A 16916-nucleotide genomic window follows, 5' to 3' on the forward strand; every position below is an offset into this window, starting at 1 on the left:
TCATGCCGCCGAGCGCGCGGTCCGATGGGGCTCGTGCGCGCCTAGGCGGTGTGCGGCACCATCTTCAGCGGTGGGCGCCGGGCGGCTCCAGGACGGCACCTCGGTCAGGTGTCCGTTTCGGGGCCCGTCAGCGTCTGGACGCCGACGACCTCCAGCAGCCGCAGGCGCTCGGCGGTCTCGCTGCCCTCCGCGACGGTGAAGGCCATGATCCGCAAATCGGTGCCGAGCGCCGCGAGGATGTCGCAGTCGAGGGTCAGCTCGCCGACGCTCGCGTGCCGGACGGTCTTGGTCTGGGGCACGTGCACGGCCATCATGACGGAGTCCCAGAGCGCTGCGAAGTCACCGCTTCGGGTGTGGAGTTCGGCGATCAGCGCGGCCAGTCCGGTGTCCTTCGGATAGCGGGCCGACGCCGCCCGGAGGTCGGACACGAAAGCCGCCCGGTGACGGGTCTCCCGGCTCACGGCCTGGGGGTATCCGGTGGGCGGTTCCACGAACGCCCACCACACCGCATTCCTCGCAAAGCCGCGTGATGCGGGCGGGTTTCCGAACAGCGCGGCCCACAACGGGTTCCACGTGATCAGGTTCCATGCTGCGTCGTAGACGCTCAGCGGTGTGCCGGTCAGCCGATCCAGCAGGCGTTGGACGCCTGCCGGCACGTGGCCGGGGACCTGTCCGGGGCCCGGCGCCGCATGACCGGCGAGCACGAAGAGGTGTTCGCGCTCCGCCGCCGACAGCCGCAATGCCCGAGCCAGCGCGGACAGCACCTGCGGGGACGGATGTGTCGACCGGCCCTGTTCGAGCCGCACGATGTAGTCGACGGACAGGCCGGCAAGCAGGGCGAGCTCCTCGCGTCGTAGGCCCGGCGCCCGTCGGTGTCCGCTGTCCGGCAGGCCGGCCTCGGCCGGTCTCGTTCGATCGCGCCAGGCGTGCAGGGCCCTCCCAAGATCCGTGGTGCCGGTCATCTCCTCAGTATGGACAATCGGCCGTGTCTGATCGTGGTACTCCGGGTCCACAGGCTGCGGCGGGTACTGGCTGACGCCCGCGGGTTCCCCGGACGGTGGACGTATCCGCCGAGGGGCGGTGACCCGCGGTGACCCACCGCCGGTCGGGGCCGAAGGAGCACGTTCATGAAGTACCGCAACCTCGGGCGGACCGGGATCAAGGTCAGCCCTTACGCACTCGGCACGTTGATGTTCGCCAGCCAGATGGGCAACGACCCGGACGAATCGGTGCGGATCATCCACAAGGCGATCGACGCCGGGATCAACCTCGTCGACACCGCCGACCGCTACGCCGACTCCGAGGACATCGTAGGTAGGGCACTGAAGGGCCGCCGCGACGACGTGGTCCTGGCCACCAAGGTCGGCATGCCCATGGGCGAGGGTCCCAACCAGCAGGGTGCCTCCCGCCGCTGGATCACCACCTCCGTCGAGAACTCCCTGCGCCGACTCGGCACCGACTACATCGATATTTATCAGCTTCAGCGGCCCGATCCGGGCACCGACCTGGAAGAGACCCTTGCCGTCCTGACCGATCTGGTCAGAGCCGGCAAGGTGCGCATGATCGGTTCCTCGACGACGCCCGCCTCGATGATGGTCCAGGCCCAGTGGGTCGCCGAACGTGCCGGACTGCAGCGGTTCCGCACCGAGCAGCCGCCGTACTCCATCCTGAACCGCGGCATCGAACGGGAAGTCCTGCCGATCGCGCAGGAGTACGGCATGGGCGTCATGGTGTGGGGCCCGTTCGGCCAAGGCCTGCTGACCGGCCGGGTGCGCAAGGGCGGTCACAACGACCTGAAGCGCGTCCGGTTCTCCCGCCACCTCACCGACGAGCGCCGCATCGACGTCGTCGAGCAGCTCATCCCGCTCGCGGGGGAGGCCGGCCTGCCCATGACCCACCTCGCCATGGCGTTCGCCGTCGCCCACCCGGGCGTCACCGCCGCACTCCTCGGCCCGCGCACTATGGGACACCTCGACGACCTACTGGCCGGTGCCGACGTCGAGCTGTCAGACGACGTGATCGACCGGGTCGACGAGATCGTCCCGCCGGGCAGCGATGTCACCGCGCTCGACCAGGAATACAAGCCCCCGGCACTGGTGGAAACCGCACTCCGGCGTCGTCCGGCCGGGCTCCGTTCGGCCACCTGAGTGCCCCCGCCGGTTCGGGACGGCCGAGGTTCCCGCTCGGGTCCGCTTGTGCTGCTGGCTCGTCGCTTCGAGCGTCAGTCCTGACTCAGGTGTTACGGCAGGTGCTTACGCATCAGGACGACGTGGCCGCGTTCTCCGGCGGGTTGTCTGTCGGTGATCTCGTAACCGAGCTTCTCGTACAGCTCGATGTTGCGGCTCATCTTCCCGTTCGTATAGAGGCGCACGGCGGCCAGCCCGAGCCGGCGCGCCTCGTCCTCTGCGAAGGCCAACAGCCGCCGGCCGAGTCCCCGTCCGTGCAGTGGTGGCCGCACCGCGACGTTCTCGACGAGCAGGACGTCAGGCTCGGGAACCAGCACGATCAGGCCGTCGAGGACATCGGCGCCCGTGACGTGGACCTGTCCGGCGGCGATGAGCCCGGCGTAGTCGGCGTCCATGGGTGCGGGCCGTGCACCGATCACCGCCACCCACGGCTGATAGGCCTGCTCGACAAGCTCAACCACGGCCGCCCGGTCGTCGGCCACCGCCAGCCGTATCCTGTGTTCCACGCTCATCTGCCCTTTCCGGTGGCAAGGTACCGCGATGCCATTCACCGCTCCCGGTGGAGTTCGTAGCCCTCCGCGTTCGAGCAGCGGCGCGAGCAGGTGACGGACCTCACGAACGGTCTGCCGTCGATGGGTGCGTGGTACCGGTGGTGAACCGGTCGCGCAGGCTGGTCACCGCAGCCGCCACCGTGCTCCCGTCGGTGTCGGTAAAGCGGGTACCGAGCGTCAGCCCGCTGGCCAGCACGGTCCCGTCGAGCCCGACCGCGCCGGGCATGTCCGCGGTGACATGCGGGCGCACCTTGATCGTGACGATCTCGTGGCGCAGGAACGGCCGGACGACGTCACCGACGGCCTCCCATGGCATCCGGATCTCGCCGGCCGGGGTGCGCGGCGCAGGCATCCAGAGCCCATCCCGGTCGAGAAGCAGGACCCGGGTCTGCTCGTAGCGGCGGCGCATCTGCGCCAGGCCTCCGACCGACAGCGTCGTCAGCCCGAGCAGGAACGCCATCGCGGACATCCCCGCGCCGGCCAGCGTCGCGTACAGGATCGCGTTGTCGATGTCACCCGACCCCAGCGAGAACGCCAGTACGCCGCCGAGCGCACCGAGTGCCGCCGCCTGCACCACACCGGCGGTGCCGTGGATCCAGCTCATCCGCCGGATCCAGCGGCGCATTCCGACCCGGTCGGTGGTGACCTCGAACCGGTCCATGTGTGTCGATCCCCCCGGATTCACGGGCCCACCGTAGCTGTCGACCGCCACGGTATCCGTCGCCGGGACGGTGGGACGGCCGGTCACCGCACCGTGCCCCGAGCGCCGCGATGGCCTCATGCTGGTCGTGGAGTAGATGTCCGGCGGGCGGCCCGGTATCGAGATGGGCGTCCGGGACCAGGTTGATCAGGGCCAGCCGACGTGGCGGGCGGGTGCCTCGGTAACGAGTACCTGGCCTGTTCTTGGGCCTCCGAAGGGATTCTCCGGGTTCCAGACCGCGGCCATGATGAACAGCGTCTGTCCGTCCGGGCCGCCGAGCATGCAGGCGAACGGGTCGCGTTCCAGTTCGACGCGGTCGAGGATCTTGCCTCCTTCGGCCACCCGTACGCAGTCCCGTTGCCCTTGGGAGGTCCAGACTGCGCCCTCGGCGTCGATGCAGATTCCGTCCGGTCCGAGACCGTCGGCGAACACCCGCCGGTTCGACAGCTGCCCGTCCTCGGCGATGTCGAACGCGGTGAGAGTGCCGGTGAAGGACTCCGAGATGATGAGGGTGCGGTTGTCCGGGGTGACCACCATCCCGTTGGGGAAGGCGATGTCGCCGGCCACCTGCCGCGCTGTGCCGTCCGGCGTGATCAATGCGATGTAGCCAGGCACGAAGTCCGGGCGCTCGTGCAGCGGAGTCTGGTCACCGGCGGCCATGTCTTTCATCGCCCGGTCGAGGAACGCGAGGAAGTCGAAGTCGGCGCCGTTGACGTAGACGTTGCCGCGACCGTCGACGGTGATCTCGTTGAACCCGCTCGGCAGCCCGTCGAGGTGTCCGTACGGGGTGAGGGATCCGTCCGCGTCCTGCACCAGCAGCCGCGCCCCGCAGGTGGCCGTGCCCGGAACGATCAGCAGCCTGCCGTCGGGCAGCCAGTCGATGGAGTGTGGGGACACCGTGGCGTCGTCCATCACCACCTCGCTGTTGCCCTCGACATCGACCGCGACGATCTGGTTGGTGCCCCAGTTGCAGAACCACAACCTGTCGTCGTGCCAGCGCGGGCATTCCCCGATACCGAGCCCGTCGAGGAGCACACGGGTGACCCTTCGCGGTGCCGACACCAATCCCTCCTCACAAGGAAACCACTCAGTACTCGCGATATTAGCCGTTTCAGTACTGACCGTTGCTGCTGTCAGCGGCGACAGGTGGTTTTCCCGCGTGAGGGCCACGCCAGCACAACCACGGACCAGGTCGCGGCACTCGCCGAGGTGACAAAGCGGACGATCTACCGGCACTTCGCCGACAAGCCGACACCGAGGTCGTGAGCAGGCCGCTCGCGCCGCGCTGCGGCGATTGTCGATCAAACCAGCGGAACTGCTCATCGGGCTCGTCTCGACGATCAAGCACGCGGGCGTTCACCAAGGCGAGCAGCCCATGATGCCGGCGGACCGCGGACGCGCGCTTCCCGGGAACACTGATCTGCCGCGTTGGGAGGTCACGTCGGGGCGCGGATGTCAGCCTCCGTCGTCGCGGGAGTACGGCAGGCGGACGAACATGTAGCCCTGGATGGGCGCGGTCAGCGAGCCAGGTGACCGCAATGTTCCCGTCACGGGCAAGGACACGCGCCTGTTGATCGTTCATCCGACGATGCTGGCACCGCAGTGCCTGGACGGACCGGCCAGCATCCGGAATTGCCGCTTGATCAGGTGCGAACATCTGCGAGCTGCCACTCCCGGCTCGCGGGGGAGAATGCCGGCGTGAACCGGGATCAGTTCTGGGAGGTTGTCGAGTCCGCACGTGCGCGGGCGCAGGACGTCGACGGCATGGCTGCGGCGCTGGTCGAGACGTTGCGGGGCTGGCCGCTGGCCGAGCTGGTGGCCTTTCATGAGGTGCAGGAGGAGTTGTTGCAGCGCGATGCCTACCGGTGGGATCTGTGGGCTGCCGCGTATGTCGTCAACGGCGGCGCGTCCGAGGACGGCTTCGACTACTTCCTCGGCTGGCTGATGGCGCAGGGTCGCGCGCGATGGGAGGCGACTCTCGCCGATCCGGACTCGCTCGCCGATGTCGTCGACGTGGACGGCGGTGACCTCGACGGCGAGGAGATGCTCTGCGTGGCTCAGGCGGCCGCCGAGGACGAGGAGGCGTTCTGGGCGGCCCTGCCGGACAAGGGTGAGCACTTGCCGGCCGGACCGGCGGGAGAGCATTTCGACTTCCAGGACCAGGAACGGATGCGCCGCCTCCTGCCCCGCCTGACCGCGGCCTTCCACCGGCAGATTGACCGCTCTGCCGGCGACGACACCGAGTGACCTCCGCATCGTGTAATGCCGCTCTCCGTGTCGTTCATCGGCCCGGCGACGAGCTGTGGTGCTCGCGTGGTTGGGGTGGAACCCGCGTGAACCCGCACTCGTCGACCGGTGGTGGGGTTGACTGGTTTTGTGCCGATTCTGCGTATGGTCGAGTTCTGGCCGCAAACGGGCTTCGTAGATGCACCGTGGACCGAAGGTCTGGACGAGGACGCCTTTGTGCGCAGTGCCCGGGCTATCGGCGAGCGCTACAGCGAGGGCATCCGGCCGGCCAGGGTCAGGGCGCGTACCTCGCAGCTTCGGCTGCACTGCTTCCCGCATGAAACCGGCCGTTCCGAGGTGGTGGTGACCGTGTTCACCGAGCCGGTGGAGGACTTCGAGAGGGCCGGGGTGACGTTGCCCGACGGGGTCGCGGCATTGTCGCCCACGGCACGCGCCGCGCTGGTGCTCGACGTGATGCCTGCGGTTTCAGTGGACCGGACCGGCCAGGACCGCGCCGGGGCGCAGGCACACCGCCCGGCCGGTGTTCACCATCACCGACGACGGGCTCGGCCACGGCGTGGTGGAGATCCGACGGGTCGCCGACGGCACGGTGGTCGGCACCTCTGCGCCATTCGTGGTTCCCGGGTCGGAAAGGACGTTCCGGTGGGTGGCGCGTAGCCTGCGCTGGCGCGACGGCGACACGGTGCAGATCGAGCCAGGGGACGGGTGGAACTCGACCAGCGTCGAGGAACTGCCTGCGGTGACGGTGCATGCCGAGGGCGCCAACTCCCCTGAGTCGACCCCGACGGTCAGGGTCGTCGGTGGAGGGTACGCCGGCGATGCTCCACCGCAGACGTACTCGGCCGCCCTCCACGTTCTCCTCGAGGAGCTGGAGGGACCGGATTGGACGGCGTGGTGGTCGGCAGCGCCAGACGATGTCCTGGAGATCTCATACGAGGTGACCGTGCACGGCCCCGCACGGGTCGTGGCCCGCCGCGGCGGAAACAAGCTACGGATCCGCGGTGAACGTCCCCTCGATGACATCCTCGCCGCCACCGATCCGGTCGCCATGGCCCGCGCCGACGTCGAAGCCATCGTGGCCACGGCTCGGCACCGTGCCGGGCTCGGACCCGCACCGGACCTGCCCGACCGTGCCCGGACCACCGTCGCCGCGCAGCGGCGCATCGAGACAGACGCCGCCCTGGTCCGACGGCTCCACGGGCTGCTCGACAGCCTCGCCGACCGGCTACCGACCTGGCTGCTCGCGAGCCTGCGCGCCGACCTCGACCACGGCAGGACCGGCGACACCATTGGCGCACTGCGGATCCAGCTCGGCCACCTCGCCGTGCTGACCACCGAAGCAGAACGCACCGAGCTCGGCGCCATCGCAGCTACCTACGATCACGAGTAGGCACGGGCGAGCTGAGGTTCGGGAATGATCGGATCATGATGAACTCGCCGGGCGACATCGCGACCCTGCTCGACGGGACGCCGCTGGCCGGGCTTCCTGTCAGTCGGGACCGACGGGGGGCCGTCATGATCTCGGGTATCCGGCCGGACGGGCTGTTGCAGGCGTGGCGGGCGGCGCGTGAGCTGGTCCCGACGACCGGGCGGTGGCCGGTTCTGGTCACCGACGACTGGGGGCCGATGGACATCTCCCCGGGCGGTGGCCCGGTTCCACCGCTGGAGTCGGAGTTGCTGCGGCTGGACGACGCCGCCCGATCCACCGACCCGTGGGAGCGTCGCCGGACGTGGATGCACGAGCCGATCAGGGACGGACTGGTCGACTTCATCATGACCAGCGGACACGGGGTCGACCTGACCTCCCGGGTGCCACGACCGGCGGTACTCGAGCCCCGGCTGGAGGTCGAGCACCGGCTCTACCGCTATGTGACGTCGAACCCCGAACTGGCAGCCCACCTGCTCGACAGGACCCGCTACGCCGTGCAGACGGACTACTGGTTCACGCCCGACAGCGTCCAGCTGCAGTTGATACCCACCGACGCGCCCTGGCTGGCGGCGGGGTTCGTGAGCCTGTTCGAGGTCGGCGCCGAGGATCTCGCGGCGGCGTTGTGGCAGTGGCACTCCCAATGGGGTGCCGAACTCGTGGCGTCCTGGGACACCATGCTGCAGCTCGTCGTGAACCGGCCACCGCCACCCGGGGAGCAGGCATGGACGCTCGCCGGTCAGATCCTGTCCCTGGCCAGCAATCTCGAGATGCACCAATGGGAGCTCGCCGTGGCCCTACCCGCGAGCGAAGCGTGGTTCATTCATCGACGACCGTGACTCGCGCGCGATCGTGCGGTCGTCATCGTCCCGCGGCGCGCGTTCGTGGCGTGACCGCGACTCCCGACTTCGTGCCACGGCCAGGTCGGTCGCCGACCTGACCCGCGCAACGCCTACTGTCGCGGCAACATCGCACGAGGAGGCTCAAGATGTCGTCATCCGCGCACCACCTGATCAGGATCGCCCTGTTCGTCACCATCGCCGTCATCGCGACGGTCGTGGCCGTCGTGCTCGCCGACCCCCCGGCCGCGTTCGCCGGCATCCGCGGCCCGTAATCGACCACTTGCGGCGCCCTCCTCGCGATGGGTCGTTGTCCCGCGCGGCCGTGAGGGTGATGATTGCGGGATGTCGATGTCCAGTGGTTCGGAGGTGGACCGTCCCGATGGGGCGGTCGATGACGACCGTTCGCCGACGGCGCGTCTGCGGCGGGCGGAGCTTCGGGTGGCTCATCTGGAGGGTCAGGTCGAGGTACTCCAGGCCCAGATCGCCGCTCTGGAAGCCGCGGACGAGCACCGGCGAACGGAACTGGCCGATGCCCGTGACGAGGTGGCCGAGGCGAAGGCCGCCGCGCGGGAGGCGAAGGCGCGGGCTGAGGAGCGTCGTCACCTCATCGACGAACTGCGTGAGCAACTCACCGATGCCCGCGCCGCGGGATCTCATGAGGGCGACGGTCGCGGCACGGGCCGGGGTTGGCTCGCCCGCCGGACCCGCTCCTGACGGCTCCGGCGTGTGCGACCGGGCCGCGACGGAGGTGCTCACGGCGTGTCGGGCGGGCTCAGGTCGATTGGGTGGGGGCCGGTCAGCACGCCGCCCTCCACGGGCAGGGTGTGGCCGGTGATCCATGCGGCGTCGTCGAAGCCGAGGAACGCGACCGCCGCCGCGATGTCCTCGGGCTCGCCGACCCTTTCCGTTCGCCGGGGCAACGTGATCGGACTCCTATCAGGACAGGGGCGCCGTCAGCGGGCATCGGTCATCAGTCGCCACAGGACGTGCGGTGTCATCGGGGTGTCGGTGATGCGGTCGGCGATCTCCGGCAGTGCCGCGGCGACGGCGTTGCCGACCGCCGCGGTCGAGCCGATCGTGCCGCCCTCGCCGACCCCTTTCATACCACCGGGTGTGCGGGGCGAGGGCGTCTCCAGGGTCGTCACGCTGATCTCGGGGATCTCACACGCTGTCGGGACCTCGTAGAGCGCGACCGGTTGGCCGTCGGGTGTGTACGTGATCTCCTCGTACAGCGCCATCCCGATGCCCTGCGCCACCGCGCCGCGGAGCTGGCCGTCGACGATGGCCGGGTTGACCAGGACACCGGAGTCGTTGACGAGCCAGTAGCCCTCGATCTCCACCGCGCCGGTGTCGGGGTCGACGGCCACGGCCGCCGCGTGCGCGCCGCAGGCGTAGGTGTAGGCCACCGGGTCGTAGGAGACCCGTTCGAGGAGACCGGGTTCGCTGCCCTCGGGCAGGTCCCATCCGCGCCACGCGGACGTGGCGATCTGACGCAGCGTCCGGGCGACCTGCGGGGTGCCCTTGACCCGCACGGTGGCGTCGACGATCTCCAGGTCGGCCGGGTCGACCTCGAGCTGGTGCCCGGCGATCGCCAGGATCCGGGTACGCAACCGCGCCGCGGCGCGGGTGAGGGCACCTCCGCTCACCGCGAGCGCCCGGCTGGCGATCGACCCGATCGACGAGTACGGCGTGGTCGTGGTGTCGCCGAGCACCACCTGGACGTCGTCGAGCGCGACACCGACCCCGTCGGCGGCGATCTGCGCCAGGGCGGTCTCGATGCCCTGCCCGATGCCGACCACGCCGGCGGAGACGACCACCGAGGCGTCGGGCTCCATCTGGACGATCGCGGTCTCGAAGCCACCGGCCTGGATCCCGATCGCCTTCATCCCCATGGACGGGCCCATGCCGGTCGCCTCGACCTGGCAGGCGAACCCCACCCCGCGGCGGCGTCCGTCGTCGCGGTGCGGTGCGACGACGAGGTCCCGGAGGGTGCGCAGCGTCCGCGGGTAGTCGCCGGAGTCGTAGTCCTGCCACATGGGGGTGCTGTACGGCAGCTCGTCGGGGCCGATCATGTTGCGCAGCCGCAGGTCGACCGGGTCGATGCCGGCGCGGCGGGCCGCCTCGTCGATGAGCCGTTCGCGGGTCCAGGCCGCCTCCGGCTGGCCGAACCCGCGGTAGGAGCCGGTGGGTGTGCTGGTGGTGACCGCGCCGCGCACCCGGGCGCCGACCCGCTCGAAACGGTACGGGCCCGGCAGCATCGTCGCCGTGACGGCGGTGGGTGCGATTCCGCAGTTGGACGGGTGCGCGCCGAGGTCGGCGACGATGTCGGCGTACAGCGCGAGGAAGCGGCCGTCGGCGTCCATGGACAGCGTCGCGCGGTGCACGGCGGCGCGCGAGGGCAGCGTGGCGACCAGGCGGTCGCCGGGCTCCTCCGACCAGGCGACGGGCCGACCGGTCCGGATCGCCGCCAGGCACACCAGCGCCTCGTCCGGGTACAGGTGCTCCTTGGCACCGAACCCGCCACCGGTCTCGTGGCTGATGACCCGGACCCGGTCGTAGCGCAGGCCGAACGCGTCGGCGGCGTGGTCGCGCACGTGATGCGGCGCCTGGGTGGACGCCCGGATGGTGAGGGTCCCGTCGGTGTACGACGCGGCGACCGCGCGGGGCTCCAGCGGGTACGGCGTGGCCCGCCCGAACCGGAACGTCAGGTCGACCACGTGCGCCGCGTCCCGGACAGCGGCGTCGCGCGGGTCACCGACCTCGAAGTCGGTGACCACGTTGGTACCCCAGTCGGGGTACAGCAGCGGCGCGTCCGGATCGAGCGCGCGTTCGACGCCGATCAGCGGCGGCAGATCGTCGAAGGTGACGGTGACGAGGTCGGCCGCGTCGCGGGCCGCGGCCGCGGTACCCGCCACGACGACGGCGAGCGGCTGGCCCACGTAGCGGACGACGTCGTCGAGCAGCGGGTAGGACAGCGCGCGCTGCCCGGGCCCGGGCGACACGCACGGCAGCCGCAGACCCGCCGCGTCCTGGATGCCGATGGCGTCGACCACGCCGTCGGCGGCGCGGGCGGCCGACAGGTCGTACCCGGTCACCCGGGCATGTGCCACCGGGCTGCGGACGACGTACGCGTACACCATGCCGGGAAGCCGCAGACCGCCGACGAACCTCCCGCGCCCGGCCAGCAGTCGCGCGTCCTCCCGGCGCGGGACCGGGCGTCCGACATAGCCATGATTCGATGACCGGGTCATCGTCCGAGTATGTCCGCGGCGGCCGCGCTCACGGAACCCGACAGAACCCTGGACGGCACTATTCATAATGTATATAGTCACTCCCCGTGAGTGTCGCGCACGTTCTACTGGGGGTGCTCTCGGAGGGTGCCGCCCACGGCTACGACCTCAAGCGAGCGCACGACGCCCGGTTCCCCAGCGCCAGACCGCTGGCGTACGGGCAGATCTACACGGCGTTGGCCAAGATGGAACGTGAAGGGCTGGTCGAGGTGGCCGAGACAGGGCAGGACGGCGGACCGGAACGCACCACCTACGCACTCACCGGCGAGGGCAGGGCGGCACTGCACGACTGGCTCGCCAGCACCGAGACACCGGGGCCGTACTCGGCCGACGAGCTGGTACGCAAGGCGATCACCGCGTTGCGGCTGGGCGTCGACGCGACCGGGTTCCTGCGCTCGCAGCGCGCCGTGCACCTGGCCCGGATGCGCGACCTGCTGAAGCAGCAGCGCGACGCGACCGACGTCGACGCGCGCATCGAGATCGACCACACCATCTTCCACCTCGACGCCGACCTCCGGTGGCTGGAGACCGCGGCGCAACGGGTGTCCGGCAAAGGAACGGATCCGTCATGAGTGTGCTGTTGGCCGCGGACGCCGTACGCAAGTCGTTCGGCCGCACCGACGCCCTTCGCGGTGCCACCATGTCCGTCGACGACGGCGAGGTCCTCGCCGTCACCGGTCCGTCCGGCAGTGGCAAGTCCACGCTCCTGCTGTGCCTCGCCGGGGTGCTGCAGCCCGACGGCGGTCGCGTCGAGTACGGCGGCCGGCGGCTCGACGAGCTGTCCGAACGCGACCGCACCCGGCTGCGCCGGCGCGAGTTCGGCGTGGTGCTCCAGTTCGGCCAACTGGTGCCGGAGCTGACCGCCGTGCAGAACGTCGCACTGCCGCTGCTGTTCGAGCGGCACGAACGGGCGGCGGCGATGCGGTCGGCCATGGGCTGGCTCGAACGCCTCGGCGCCGACGGCGTCGCGGCCGCCCGTCCCGGCGAGCTGTCCGGCGGCGAGGCGCAGCGGGTGGCGATCGCGCGGGCGCTCGTCACCGGTCCCCGCGCGATCTTCGCGGACGAACCGACCGGCGCGCTCGACACCGTCTCCGGCGAGCAGGTGCTCACCGCGTTGCTGACGGCCGCCCGCGCCAGCTACGCGACGGTCGTCCTGGTGACCCACGACAACCGCGTCGCCGCACAGGCCGACCGCGAGATCGTCCTGCGTGACGGCATCGTCGAACCGGCCGCGGTGGCGCGATGACCGGCGTCAGCCTGGCCCTGATCCGCGCCGGCGGCTGGGCCCGCATGGCGCTCCTCGCCACGTGTACCGCGATCGTCAGCGGGCTCCTGCTGGTGGTCGTCGCGATGGCGCTCCTGCCGGCCGAACCCGAGGAGTCGCTGTTCGCGCTCGTCTACGAGCCGGGTCTGCGTGGGGGGACCGCATTCGGCACCGCCATGCTGGGCGTGCCGGCGCTTCTGCTGCTGTACCAGGCCGTGCGGCTCGGTACCGCCGCGCGGGACCGGCGGCTCGCCGCGCTGCGCCTCGCCGGTGCGACGCCGGGGGACGTCCGTGCGATCGGAGCGGTGGAGGTGGCCGTCCCCGCCTTCGTCGGCAGCGTCGCCGGAATCGGCGTCTACCGGCTGCTGCGCCTCGCGTTCGGCGGCAGCACCGCGCCCGTGCGGCTCGTGCCCACCACGGTCACACCGGCCTGGTGGCAGCTGGGCCTGGTCGTGCTCGGCGTCACCGCGCTGGGCCTCGGGGTGGGCCTGCTCGCGTCCCGTCGCATGGTCATCACGCCACTCGGCGTGGCCCGGCGGCAGACCCCGCCGCCGCCACGGCCGTGGGGCACGCTGCTCCTGCTCGCCGGTCTGGTCAGCGGTGTGCTCGCGGTGAACGGCGCGAGCCGGACCCGCGGGACCGTCCAGGTGGTCGTCCTGGCGGCGGTGGCGTTCGCGGTCCTCGGCATCCTGAGCCTGGCGCCGTGGTTCGCGTACCGGGCCGGCCGGTTCGTCCTCGGGCGCACCGCCTCGCCGTCGATGACGCTCGCCGCCGGTCGCATCGTCGCCGAACCGCACACGGTCGGTCGGGCGGCGGCCGCCGTCGGCGGCATCGCGCTGATCGGCGGCGGCGCCGGCGCTCTGCTGGACGACATCGTGACGCGCACCGACGGCGACCCGTTCTACCGGGTGTCGTACCTGCTGGTCGCGCTACTGCTGCTGATCGCGCTCCTGATGGTCGTCGGTACCCTCGTCGTGCACTCGGTCGAGTCGCTGCTCGACCGCAAACGCTCGATCGCCGCGCTGGCCGCGCTCGGCACCTCGCCCGGCGAGCTGGAACGGGCCCAGTTCGCCGAGATCGCGCTCGCGACCATGCCGGTGGCGGCGGCCGGCGCGCTGATCGGCGCGGCCACGATGAGCATCCCGACCTTCACCTCGCCGCTGTCGCTCGCGTTCCTGGTGGTGACGGTCGCGGTCACCCTCGGCGTGCTGTGGCTCGCCGCCGAGCTCGCCGTGCGCGCCACCCGGCCGTGGGTGCGCCGCGCCACCGCGGTCGACAACCTGCGCACACCCTGATCCGCTTCCCGGCTCTGCGCGCGCCTGCCCGCCGACGACCTCGGTGGACCCGCCATCCGCCTCCGGTCGGAACCGGTAGTCCCTCACCACGCGGTGTTCGACCACCGGGGCACTCAGGGAGGACTGGCACAGGAGGCGGGCCGAGAGCTCGCGTTCGGGCAGCGTGCGCGAGCGGAGCTCTCGCGTGATGGCCAGCTGACGTCGCGGCCGGGCCTACATGGAGTGCGCGGTGGACGATCGGTGTGCCGTGTTGGCGGCACTTGCCGGGCGGCAACGTGTCTCGTGGCGGCGATGCAGGACCAGGTCAGTTGTCGCTGTACTTCTTGACCGTAGCGACGATGAACGATCCGGCTGCGACCCGGCTTCCGGCCGGCGGATCCTGGGAGAGCACCACCCAGTTGGAGTCGACGATCGGCAACCGGTTCGCGCCCGTCGCGTCGACGGCTGGCGATACGTGCAGGCCGGCTGCCCGCCAGGCGTCCTGCGCGGCCTGGTAGTTCATCCCGACACCATTCGGCACGGTGACGATGGCGGTGGTGGACGCGCCGGTCTGCGCTGTCCGCGCCGGCCCGGTCGCGGGAGTCGACTGTGCCGACTGTGCCGACTCTGCCGACTGGGTCGCAGTCACCGTCACGGTTGTCGCAGGTTGACCAGCCGCCGTCCCGGCATCAGCCGTTGGACCACACCCCGCCGGCCCGACCGCTACCACAGCGAGCGCGGCGGTAAGCGCCCATGATCTACGCCGCACCATTCGACTTCCTCCCGATCACGATCAGCGTTCTCCACAACCCCTGACGGACCAGGAGTCGACATTTCCGGCTCAGCCGGTCCGTGTCAGCGTTGCCCAGACCGTCGGCGCGGTATCGCCGGCACCCGCGACGTAGAGCCTGCCGTCGGCGGTCGGGCGGATCTCCAGTGGCACGTCGACCACGCACTGCCCGTTGACCGTGATGTGCTCGACGACCTCGACGCGGCTGCGTTGCGCGCGGCGCAGGGTCCAGGTGCCGGAGCATCCGAGGGCCGGGTACGAGACCGTGCCGATCTCCGCGTTGGTGGCGCCGGCGCGGACGACGACCGTCATCGAATACGGGCTTTGTGGGCTGCCCGGCTGGGTCATCTGGCCGGTCCAGGTGCCGACGTACCCGGCCGGCAGCTCGGGCATCGGCGTCGACGCGTCCCCGACGAGGTACGCGTCACCGAGGACGCCGTAGGCCGTCGACGAGGTCCCGCACTCACCGCCCACGCGGACCACCGCGAACCGTAGGTCGCGCACCGTGCTGACGTCGAGGTCGATCGGTGCGGGACGGGCCGGGGTGACGTCGCGGACGGCGAGTTCCCGGCCGTCCGCGGTGACGGTGACCCGCACGGTCAGCCCGGCGGGGGTGTGCGGCGCCAGGCCGACGGTTCCCTTGAGCCGGCGGTAGTCGCCCTCGATCCGGTACGCGAGGGTGGCCGGCTGGCCGCAGCCGACCCACGCGCCCGTCGACTGCGGGTAGGCGTGGCCGGCGATCTCGGTCGAGGTGTGCCGGCCGCTCTCGCCGGCGGCGCCGGCGACGACGGCCGGGAACCGGTACAGGTGGATGCCGCCCTCGGCGCCGGCTCCCCACTTCGGGGCGCCGCGCCAGTGCACGGCGACGTCGACCAGGTCGGCCGCCGGGTTGTTGTCGACGATGAACAGGTCGGCGGCGGTCTGCGTCCACTTGGCGATGTCGAGGGCACGCAGGACCCGGAGTGCCTTGACGGCGCGGCGGGCGTCGGGTGGGAGCCGGTCGGCGTCGTGGCTCCACAACCGTTGTCCGGACTGCTCGTCCGGATCGAAGCCCCAGAGCCGCACCTCGTGGGTGAGGGTGTCCTCGAGGCAGCCGGTCATCTGGTTGGCGGCCGCCACCGGGTCGCCGGTGAGGACCTGCCCGGTCGCGGAGAACATCCGTCCAAAGCACTCCAGCGTCCACAGTCCGAGCTGTTTGCCGTTGGCCAGCTTCAGGTCGGCGCCGGCCTCCCGGGCGAGCTCGACGGCCAGGTACATGAGCAGCGCGGTCGAGTCGCGTCGCACGTGACCCTCGATCGAGCCGTTCTCCGTCGCGACCGGGTCGTACTCGATGCGGGCGGACCCGGTCGGCATCAGCAGGAGCCGGCGGTTGCCGGTCCGGGCGAACAGCTCCGCCGCGATGCCGGACAGCCCGTCCTCCCACCGGGAGGGCGACGCGGCGGTGAACGGCTCGTCCAGCTCCAGCGCCACGGGGAAGCCGCGGTTGTTGGCGACGTTGAGGTAGAAGCCGTTCGTGGTGGCGCCGAGGCACGCGAACAGTTGGGCGTTGTCGTCCGGGACGGTGATGAACTGGCTGACCCACCCGGGTGGGGCATCGGTGCCGCAGCCGGGCTTCTCCGCGCGGTTGCCGAACACCTTCCAGGTCTGGTATTCGAGCCAGCTCGCCGGCCCGCTGGCGTCCGCGATGCGGTCGGCGATCCACGTCTTGACGGAGAAGGTCGGCAACGTCGCCGTGAGCCGTCCGCCGGCGGTGTCCACAGTGGTCTCGACCGGCAGCCACAGGCCAGCCAGCTCGTCGAAGGTGACCGCCAACGGCTGCGCGTCCGGCGGCAGCTTGGCGGCGGTGTACGGCATGGTGAAGGACACGGGCCGGCTCGGCTGGACGGAGGCGTCGATCGCCCACGCCGTGCCGTCCGGCTGCAGCGGGCCGAGCCGGTCGAGCTCATCGGGTCTGTTCAGCGCGAGCCGCACCTCGGTGCCCACCGGGAGCGCGTCGGCGGGGATGTCGAGCAGCGCGCCCCGCGGGTGCTCCAGCCGCAGCCCGTCGTCGGTGACCCGGCCCGCCACCACCGTGTCGGCGGCCCGGCCGGCCGAGGTGGCCCACCCCGTCCGGCCGTCTCCGACGGTGAGGACGTACACCGCCGCGGCGACGAACGTGAGAAGGGCAGCCCCGACCGCGACAAGCACCCACCGCTGCCTGAAGATCACGGCGTGAGGCTAGGGCCACCGGGGTACGGCCCGGATCGTCGAAGGGTCTCCCTTCGGCGGCCCGTCACGGTGGGAGCCGGCGGCGGGCGGCCCCCAGCCACACCACGAACGGCGCACCGCGGGACCTGGTAGTCCGGG

At 71.1% G+C, this 16916-nt stretch carries 18 protein-coding genes; 10 read left to right on the forward strand and 8 right to left on the reverse strand.

Annotation, left to right across the window (positions count from 1 at the left end; genetic code table 11):
* Positions 1 to 104: 104 nt before the first annotated feature.
* Positions 105 to 1013 (reverse strand): helix-turn-helix domain-containing protein, encoded by a 909-nt coding sequence (locus tag Voc01_RS31730; RefSeq protein WP_239160611.1) that lies wholly within the window; start codon positions 1011 to 1013, stop codon positions 105 to 107.
* Between the two features lie 114 nt (positions 1014 to 1127).
* On the opposite strand from Voc01_RS31730, the gene Voc01_RS31735 reads away from it, so the two are divergent.
* The gene (locus Voc01_RS31735) at positions 1128 to 2147 is read left to right on the forward strand and encodes an aldo/keto reductase (protein ID WP_203931287.1); all 1020 of its coding nucleotides are present in this window, start codon (positions 1128 to 1130) and stop codon (positions 2145 to 2147) included.
* A gap of 92 nt (positions 2148 to 2239) precedes the next feature.
* Here Voc01_RS31735 and Voc01_RS31740 read toward each other — a convergent pair whose 3' ends face one another.
* The 3 genes from Voc01_RS31740 to Voc01_RS31750 all read right to left on the reverse strand — a co-directional run bounded on the left by Voc01_RS31740 (position 2240) and on the right by Voc01_RS31750 (position 4607).
* Positions 2240 to 2668, reverse strand: coding sequence for a GNAT family N-acetyltransferase (locus Voc01_RS31740; RefSeq protein WP_203931288.1), 429 nt, complete (start codon positions 2666 to 2668; stop codon positions 2240 to 2242).
* A gap of 130 nt (positions 2669 to 2798) precedes the next feature.
* Positions 2799 to 3398 (reverse strand): hypothetical protein, encoded by a 600-nt coding sequence (locus Voc01_RS31745; protein ID WP_203931289.1) that lies wholly within the window; start codon positions 3396 to 3398, stop codon positions 2799 to 2801.
* A 186-nt stretch (positions 3399 to 3584) separates the two neighbouring features.
* A complete protein-coding gene (locus Voc01_RS31750) occupies positions 3585 to 4607 on the reverse strand; it encodes an SMP-30/gluconolactonase/LRE family protein (protein ID WP_239160612.1) in 1023 nt (340 codons plus the stop codon).
* Here Voc01_RS31750 and Voc01_RS54745 point away from each other — a divergent pair.
* From Voc01_RS54745 to Voc01_RS31775, 6 genes are all read left to right on the forward strand, one after another.
* Complete coding sequence (locus tag Voc01_RS54745; protein WP_203931290.1) at positions 4584 to 4703, forward strand: TetR/AcrR family transcriptional regulator; 120 nt, start codon at positions 4584 to 4586, stop codon at positions 4701 to 4703. The two genes, Voc01_RS31750 and Voc01_RS54745, sit on opposite strands and share 24 nt — an antisense overlap.
* Positions 4704 to 5135: 432 nt before the next feature.
* Complete coding sequence (locus Voc01_RS31760; protein ID WP_203931291.1) at positions 5136 to 5684, forward strand: DUF4240 domain-containing protein; 549 nt, start codon at positions 5136 to 5138, stop codon at positions 5682 to 5684.
* A gap of 520 nt (positions 5685 to 6204) precedes the next feature.
* Positions 6205 to 7074: a hypothetical protein gene (locus Voc01_RS31765; RefSeq protein WP_203931292.1), complete on the forward strand. Its 870-nt coding sequence runs from the start codon at positions 6205 to 6207 to the stop codon at positions 7072 to 7074.
* 35 nt (positions 7075 to 7109) lie between these two features.
* Positions 7110 to 7949: a DUF4253 domain-containing protein gene (locus Voc01_RS31770; RefSeq protein WP_203931293.1), complete on the forward strand. Its 840-nt coding sequence runs from the start codon at positions 7110 to 7112 to the stop codon at positions 7947 to 7949.
* Between the two features lie 149 nt (positions 7950 to 8098).
* Positions 8099 to 8224 carry a hypothetical protein gene (locus tag Voc01_RS54190; protein ID WP_275423771.1) on the forward strand — a complete coding sequence of 42 codons (126 nt, stop codon included), beginning with the start codon at positions 8099 to 8101 and terminating at the stop codon, positions 8222 to 8224.
* Positions 8225 to 8294: 70 nt separating this feature from the next.
* Positions 8295 to 8666, forward strand: a complete 372-nt coding sequence (locus Voc01_RS31775) for a hypothetical protein (protein ID WP_203931294.1) — start codon at positions 8295 to 8297, stop codon at positions 8664 to 8666.
* Positions 8667 to 8704: 38 nt separating this feature from the next.
* Here the strand turns inward: Voc01_RS31775 and Voc01_RS31780 are convergent, their stop codons facing one another.
* On the reverse strand, positions 8705 to 8872 hold the full coding sequence (locus Voc01_RS31780) for an SDR family oxidoreductase (protein ID WP_307781597.1): 168 nt from the start codon (positions 8870 to 8872) through the stop codon (positions 8705 to 8707).
* Between the two features lie 33 nt (positions 8873 to 8905).
* Entirely contained in the window at positions 8906 to 11203 is a 2298-nt protein-coding gene (locus tag Voc01_RS31785) for a xanthine dehydrogenase family protein molybdopterin-binding subunit (protein WP_203931295.1), read from the reverse strand.
* A gap of 86 nt (positions 11204 to 11289) precedes the next feature.
* Here Voc01_RS31785 and Voc01_RS31790 point away from each other — a divergent pair, with 86 nt between their 5' ends.
* From Voc01_RS31790 to Voc01_RS31800, 3 genes are read left to right on the forward strand one after another with little or no spacing between them, the layout of a single operon-like run.
* Positions 11290 to 11814 carry a PadR family transcriptional regulator gene (locus tag Voc01_RS31790; RefSeq protein WP_203931296.1) on the forward strand — a complete coding sequence of 175 codons (525 nt, stop codon included), beginning with the start codon at positions 11290 to 11292 and terminating at the stop codon, positions 11812 to 11814.
* Positions 11811 to 12488 carry an ABC transporter ATP-binding protein gene (locus tag Voc01_RS31795; protein ID WP_203931297.1) on the forward strand — a complete coding sequence of 226 codons (678 nt, stop codon included), beginning with the start codon at positions 11811 to 11813 and terminating at the stop codon, positions 12486 to 12488. Before Voc01_RS31790 ends, Voc01_RS31795 begins: the two co-directional genes overlap by 4 nt.
* A complete protein-coding gene (locus Voc01_RS31800) occupies positions 12485 to 13801 on the forward strand; it encodes an FtsX-like permease family protein (RefSeq protein WP_203931298.1) in 1317 nt (438 codons plus the stop codon). The genes Voc01_RS31795 and Voc01_RS31800 overlap by 4 nt, the downstream gene beginning before the upstream one ends.
* A gap of 304 nt (positions 13802 to 14105) precedes the next feature.
* Here the strand turns inward: Voc01_RS31800 and Voc01_RS54195 are convergent, their stop codons facing one another.
* The gene (locus Voc01_RS54195) at positions 14106 to 14552 is read right to left on the reverse strand and encodes a PASTA domain-containing protein (RefSeq protein WP_275423772.1); all 447 of its coding nucleotides are present in this window, start codon (positions 14550 to 14552) and stop codon (positions 14106 to 14108) included.
* A 69-nt stretch (positions 14553 to 14621) separates the two neighbouring features.
* Positions 14622 to 16778 carry an NPCBM/NEW2 domain-containing protein gene (locus Voc01_RS31810; protein ID WP_203931300.1) on the reverse strand — a complete coding sequence of 719 codons (2157 nt, stop codon included), beginning with the start codon at positions 16776 to 16778 and terminating at the stop codon, positions 14622 to 14624.
* Positions 16779 to 16916 lie beyond the last annotated feature (138 nt).

The sequence above is a fragment of the Virgisporangium ochraceum genome (assembly GCF_016863655.1).
Classification (GTDB): Bacteria; Actinomycetota; Actinomycetes; order Mycobacteriales; family Micromonosporaceae; genus Virgisporangium; species Virgisporangium ochraceum.